The sequence below is a fragment of the Klebsiella sp. GB_Kp056 genome, from assembly GCF_040064755.1.
Taxonomy (GTDB): Bacteria; Pseudomonadota; Gammaproteobacteria; order Enterobacterales; family Enterobacteriaceae; genus Klebsiella; species Klebsiella quasipneumoniae.
This window is the reverse complement of the sequence record NZ_JBEAJA010000047.1, coordinates 66,162-72,201: the sequence shown is the minus strand read 5'-3', so window position 1 is coordinate 72,201 and position 6,040 is coordinate 66,162. Positions and strand designations below refer to the sequence as shown.

The window sequence follows — 6,040 nt, the reverse complement described above, 5'->3', positions numbered from 1 at the left end:
CCGGTGGCGCTGCGCTTACCGGGCCTACGAGGTATGAGCCTGTGAGAGGACCCCGCAGGCCGGGTCAGGCGCAGCCGCCACCCGGCATAAAAGCGGCTCTGTGCCTGCTGTCATCGCCCGGTGGCGCTGTGCTTGCCGGGCCTACGATGTGTCAGCCTGTGAGAGGACCCCGTAGGCCGGGTAAGGCGCCAGCCGCCACCCGGCAATATGACGGGCATGGTGCCTGAAAGCGTGCCCGGCGGCGTCCCTTTATTCCTGATGGCGGGTGATGTTGAGGATCTTCGCGCTGGCGCCGACCGGGAAATTGCTGAGGGCGCCGAAGTCGCTGCCCTGATAGCCCATGATCTTGCCGTCGGTGCGCATTTGCTGAAGATCGATCAGGATCACCCCCAGCGTCGGAATGATTTTCTCGCGCCAGACAAACAGATAGAGATCCTCCGCCACCAGCACATAGTGGCAGCGGTCGACATCCGCCAGCCCCTTTTCCACGCCGTCCAGACACTGCCAGGCGTAAAAATTATCGTTGAGATAGATGTGCTCATAGCGCTCGGTCGGGCTGTAGGTGTACTGATTGCGCATGCCGACCAGCGCAGGAGTAAAGCCCGGCAGCGGCCCCGGCTGCGTATCCAGGCGGGCGAAGACAAAGCGCGCTTCTACCGCGGTCAGCGGCAGGCCTCGCTCCACCCGGCTGAAGGCGTCCAGCCGCGCGGCGGCTTCGTCCGGCAGCTGGCCATAGACCAGGGTAGCGTTGCGCTGCGTCAGGTTACATACCGCGCTGATGCTGGCGTTATCCCGCTCCGGGTCAAGGAAGTCGATAAACAGAATATCCGGGCGCAGGGCGGTCGCCCGCCAGGGAGCGCGAGTGCCGTTCCAGCTTAGCGTCTGCTCATCTTCGATGATCAGCTGCTGCGGCTCGCTCCCGGCGACATAAAAGGTAAAGCGCTCGCCTGCGGGCAGGCTGGCGGTGGCGAGTACATTACCGTGTGGCGCAAAACCATCGGCCAGCGCGCCGACCTGGATAAATACGGCTTCTGAAGTCATAGGGGCTCCTGAACAGAGTAGGGCGTTAGGCAAACGCCAGAGTGGGAACATCGACGATACTGGCGCCGCCGTCGGCGACCAGCGTAGCGCCGCTGATGATGGCGGCCTGCGGTGAACAGAGAAACTGACAGACCTCGGCTATCTCCTCGGGGCTGGCGGGTCGGCGCAGCGGAACGTCGCGACAGACCCGCTGATACGCCTCAGTCAGCGACAACCCTTCCGCCTGCATCAGCGGGAGCATCTCTTCATCCGCCATCGGCGTGGTGACCCAGCCGGGGCAGACGGCGTTGGCGCGCACCCCCTGCGGGCCGTAATCGCGGGCGACGGAGCGCATCAGGCCGATTAAGGCGTGTTTGGCGGTGACGTAGCCGCAGGCCTGCGGACCGGCGGCCAGCGAGGCGATGGAGGCGACAAACAGCACGTTGCCGCGGCGGGCAATCAGCGAGGGCAGGCAGGCGCGAACGCTGGCGAAGGCGCTGGTGAGATTGCCGTCCAGCGCCTCGCGCCACTGGCGGTCGCTGGTATCGGCGGCGGGGCTGTTGCCCATCCCGCCGGCGCTGCAGATGAGGGCATCGATACCGCCGGCCTGGTCGAGAATGGCCGGCAGCAGCCGCTGGCGCCACGCCTCGCCGTCGGCGGCATCGCCCATCAGCGCCGTGGCGCCGGTCTCATCGGCGACAGCCCGCAATGGCGCCTCGCGCCGTCCGGTAATAAACACCCGGTCGCCCGCGGCGCGCATCAGCCGCGCGCAGGCGGCGCCAATTCCGGTTCCGCCGCCGGTGATCACCACGACTTTCGCCATTCGCTCTCTCCTGTAATAGGGTTTCCGGTTACCTTAAAAAGCGCGCCAGCTCCCGGCTATCGCCCGGAAGAACGATAGCCGGGTCGGTTAATGGAGCTCGCTCACCGGGATCGCCTGCGGCGCCGGAACCGGCTTCATGGTGGCGGGGTCGACCGCCAGATAGCGTCCGGTCTTGCTGTCGATGCCGACGTAATCGATCATTTTGCCCTGCGCCCGGGTGACCATGGTGCGTCTGGCGAACGTCTCGTAGGCTTCGCTCATCGCTTTGACCCGATCGGGGTGTTGGGCCGCGACGTCATGAGTTTCCAGCGGATCGTCGTGCAGATTAAACAGCTGCCACGGCGCGTCGCCGGCGGTGAAGCCCCGCGGCACCAGCCGCCGCAGCTTCCATTCGCCATCGACCCACGCCGCCTGATGATGCAGCTCGACGCCGTAGTTCCCGCGCGGTGGCTGCTGCACTTCGCCGGTGAGATAGCGCTTAAAGCTGACGCCAATCATCGGCAGCACCGGCTTCTTCGCCAGCGATTTGTTCGGGTCGATACCGGCGAATTCATACAGGGTCGGCGCCACGTCATACACCGCCATCGTCGAGGCGTCGATTTTACCGTGGCGGGTAATCCCGGGACCGGCGATCATAAAGTCGGTGTTAATGCCGCCCTGAGCGCTGGTGGTTTTGTGATAGTTGGCGTAAGGGGCGTTGCTGACGTTGGCCCAGTGCGGGCCGTAGGAGACAAACGAGCCTTTGCGGCCAACGTTGTCATAGCTGTTGTCAAACTGCTTCCAGAATTCCGGGGTGGATTCGTAGTAGAAGCCCTGCGCCGGGTTGGCGCCGTTGTCGGTTAAGAACACCAGCAGGGTGTTTTTATCGCGACCGGTTTGCTTCAGCGTTTCCATCAGGGTGCCGATCTGCGCGTCCATATTGGCGATCATCGCCGCGTAGACCTGCATCACTTTCGCGGTATATTTCTGCTGCTCCGGGGTCAGCGCGTCCCACTCTTTATCCAGCTCAAGGTGCGGGAGCGGGGTGTTGTCATGGATAATCCCCAGCGCTTTCAGGCGGGCGATACGCTGGCGATAGACCTCGGCGTAGCCCTGCTCATACTGGCCTTTGAAGCGCTTGATCCATTCGTCAGGCGCCTGCAGCGGGTCGTGCGGGGCGGTAAAGGCCAGCCAGGCGAAGACCGGTTGGTCCTGCGGCGTGTCTTTAATCCAGCTGTTCATCTGCCGGGCGTAGGCCTCGCTGGAGTAGAAATCGTCCGGCAGGGAGACGCGCTCGCCGTCGCGGGTGTAGTAGGTGTGAAACGCTTCAACGGTACCCAGCGGAATAGCGTCGTTAAAATGGCTGGTGCCGCCGCCCATAAAGGCGAAAGCGTGGTTAAAGCCGCGGTCCTTCGGCGTGGCGCCGGGAACAAAACCGAGGTGCCACTTGCCGGCCATCAGAGTGTTATACCCCGCGTCTTTAAAGCGCTCGGCCATGGTGGTGACGCGGTCGGTCAGCCGCAGCTCGTAGCCCTCCTTGCCAATAGTGCTGTCATACCACCACATGCCGCCCATCCCGGCCTGCTGGTTGCTGTTGCCGGTGAGCAGCATGGAGCGCGCCGGGGCCGACATCGGCGAGGTGTAATACTGGCTCATGCGCATCCCCTGCTCGGCCATCGCCTGCAGGTTGGGGGTGGGGATCTCGCCGCCGAAGGGGCTAATGTCCGAGTAGCCCATATCATCGGCGATAATGACGATGACGTTCGGACGCTCCTGCTGCGCGGCGTGCGCGCCGCCGGCGAGGATGACACTGACCGCCGCGGCCATGGCTGTTTTATTCACAACGGATTCTCCTGTTTCAAAGGGATAGCTTCAGAGCAACGGGCTACGCCGGATGCGCGGCCCCGACAAACGCGGCCCGCCAGGCTTGCAGTCCTTGAAGGTCGCGGGAAAAGGGGCGCACGGGCGCAAGAATTTCGCTAAAGAAGCGGTAGTAGCCGCCGCAGAGGCGGTTGTTGCCCGCGGCGTTGAGATGCGCCGGACAGCCGCCCTGGCAGACCATTTTGACCGTGCAGGTCTGGCATTCGCGGCGCAGGCTTTTCTGCTGACCGAAAGGCAGTTGCACCGAGGCGTCGACCGCGGCGGCGAGCGTCTGCTCATCGAGGCGGCCCAGCCGATGCTCGGCGTTGATCAGATGATCGCAGGCGTAGAGCTCTCCGTCGGGCTCCATCACCAGATTGCTGCCGCAGCGGGCGCTGTGCACGCAGCTGCCGCTGGTGTGGGTGAAGTACTGCGCCCACGCCTGCTCGATATTGATGACGAACACCCGCCCCTTGTCGCAGCGCTTCTGCCACTGCCGCCAGATGCCGACCATAAAACGCCCCCAGTTATCGGCGCTCAGCTGATAGCCCTCGCGCAGCGCTGCGCCTTCGCTCATCAGCGGCTGAAACTGCAGATAGCGCGCGCCGAGGCTGACCACCCGGTCATATATCGCCGCCGCGTGCGCCGCCATCTCGTTATGCACCACCACCAGCAGGTTAAACTCCACCTGATGCTGGTGGAGAAGGTCGATGCCGCGCAGCGCCGCCGGCCAGGTGGCCCGGCCGCGTTTATCCGGACGATGCTGGTCCTGTAGCGCTTCGCTGCCTTCGAGGCTCAAGCCGATAATAAAGCGATGCTCGCGAAACAGCCGGCACCAGGCGTCGTTGATCAGCGTGCCGTTGGTCTGCAGGCTGTTGCTGATGGTGACGCCGTCGGGGGCATAACGCGCCTGCAGGGCGAGCGCTTTTTTGTAGAAGCTCAGGCCGGCCAGCAGCGGCTCACCGCCCTGCCAGACAAAGTTGATTTCCCGCGCGCCGGCGGGCTGGGCGGCGATATAGCGGCGGATAAACTGCTCCAGCCGCGCCTCGTCCATCTTGTTGACCGGCGTTTCATCCTGTGGGTAATAGCAGTAGCGGCAGGCGAGATTGCAGGCGGGGCCAATCGGCTTCATCAGAATATGAAACGGCACCGGCGAGCGCGGCTCAGCGCCCAGCGGAATTTGCTGCTGGCGCAGGGCGGCGATATTCAGCATCGGCTTATCCTCGGTTAATGACCGGCGCTGTTGATATTATTTTGGCAACAGCGGGTCAGGCGTAATCACATGATTAAGCCGCGGCGAAAATTAATTGCATCCTGTTAGAGGTATAAGTGAAAAAAAACAGAAATCCATCGTTCTTAAGGATGAGAGAGACGCGTCCGGGATAGGGTTTTTTTATCACCAGGGGCCTGTCCGCCGGGTGTTAATCTTTTTTGTTTATGTTTTAACGCCGCTATCGTAAAGCATGGCGGGTGTGTTTTTTAAATGCTTTATATAACAATGTATTGCTGAAAATTTTGTAACGGCTATCACACTGTTAATATGTTAATGATTGTGTTACTTAAATGTGAAATGTATGCTTCAATAATCGGTAGTCATTCATGTGTCATGTTCCAGCACCTCGACGGGGAGGCCCTATCATGTCTGCTTTGTTAAAAGCCAGCCGTAATGATGCGATAATAGCCCGTTGTTTACAGACTATTTCCCAGTTAATTCCACTGTCTTCGGCGGTATTTTATCGAGTAAATAATCGGTTAAAACCCGAAAACTATATATTGCATAATATTTCTGATAATACGCACCAACAATATCTGGAAAACTTCCAGCCGCTGGATCCGTTGCTGCCGTCGCGCTTTAGCCACCAGAACACCACCATGGCGGCGATGACGCCGCGGCTCTGCGACCGCAACCGGCATTATTATCATGAATTTATGTTGCCGAATAATGTGCGCGACATGACCGAGATCTTTATTCGCCGCGAGCGGCGGATCGTCGCCGGTATCTCGCTGATGCGCGACGTGCCTTTCTCCAGCGAAGAGCGTCATCGGGCCCAGGCGGTGCTGCCGCTGGTGGAGCTGGCGATCCGCGACTGCCTGCAGGACGAAGATGACCTGCCCGCCATCCTGACGGCCAAAGAGCGGGAAATCGTCGGCATGGTGCGCGAAGGGGCCAGCAATAAGCTGATTGCCCGCCGGCTGGATATCTCGCTCTCGACGGTGAAAACGCACCTGCGCAATATTTTCGCCAAGACCGAAGTGGTCAATCGCACTGAACTCGTTTCCCGAACCTGGATGCCGGCCGCTCAGCGTACGCTGCATCTGTGATCTGACTATCGCATCCCGCGCGCGCCGTGGCAGCAC

At 61.3% G+C, this 6,040-nt stretch carries 5 protein-coding genes; 1 reads left to right on the top strand and 4 read right to left on the bottom strand.

Features of this window, described 5'->3' with window-relative positions; genetic code table 11:
* Positions 1 to 249 precede the first annotated feature (249 nt).
* From ABLV52_RS11875 to ABLV52_RS11860, 4 genes are all read right to left on the bottom strand, one after another.
* On the bottom strand, positions 250 to 1,041 hold the full coding sequence (locus ABLV52_RS11875) for a MoaF C-terminal domain-containing protein (protein ID WP_032454905.1): 792 nt from the start codon (positions 1,039 to 1,041) through the stop codon (positions 250 to 252).
* 25 nt (positions 1,042 to 1,066) lie between these two features.
* Positions 1,067 to 1,843 carry an SDR family oxidoreductase gene (locus ABLV52_RS11870; RefSeq protein WP_105490860.1) on the bottom strand — a complete coding sequence of 259 codons (777 nt, stop codon included), beginning with the start codon at positions 1,841 to 1,843 and terminating at the stop codon, positions 1,067 to 1,069.
* Positions 1,844 to 1,930: 87 nt separating this feature from the next.
* A complete protein-coding gene (locus ABLV52_RS11865) occupies positions 1,931 to 3,664 on the bottom strand; it encodes an arylsulfatase (RefSeq protein ID WP_348890420.1) in 1,734 nt (577 codons plus the stop codon).
* A gap of 43 nt (positions 3,665 to 3,707) precedes the next feature.
* The gene (locus ABLV52_RS11860; RefSeq protein ID WP_348890419.1) at positions 3,708 to 4,895 is read right to left on the bottom strand and encodes an anaerobic sulfatase maturase; all 1,188 of its coding nucleotides are present in this window, start codon (positions 4,893 to 4,895) and stop codon (positions 3,708 to 3,710) included.
* A 425-nt stretch (positions 4,896 to 5,320) separates the two neighbouring features.
* On the opposite strand from ABLV52_RS11860, the gene ABLV52_RS11855 reads away from it, so the two are divergent.
* Positions 5,321 to 6,004: a LuxR family transcriptional regulator gene (locus tag ABLV52_RS11855; protein ID WP_032454931.1), complete on the top strand. Its 684-nt coding sequence runs from the start codon at positions 5,321 to 5,323 to the stop codon at positions 6,002 to 6,004.
* The last annotated feature ends 36 nt before the right edge of the window (positions 6,005 to 6,040 follow it).

Bases quoted from the DNA above. Each gene is read 5' to 3' on its own strand.
- ABLV52_RS11875 (WP_032454905.1), bottom strand. From the start codon at position 1,041: ATGACTTCAGAAGCCGTATTTATCCAGGTCGGCGCGCTGGCCGATGGT.
- ABLV52_RS11870 (WP_105490860.1), bottom strand. From the start codon at position 1,843: ATGGCGAAAGTCGTGGTGATCACCGGCGGCGGAACCGGAATTGGCGCC.
- ABLV52_RS11860 (WP_348890419.1), bottom strand. From the start codon at position 4,895: ATGCTGAATATCGCCGCCCTGCGCCAGCAGCAAATTCCGCTGGGCGCT.
- ABLV52_RS11855 (WP_032454931.1), top strand. From the start codon at position 5,321: ATGTCTGCTTTGTTAAAAGCCAGCCGTAATGATGCGATAATAGCCCGT.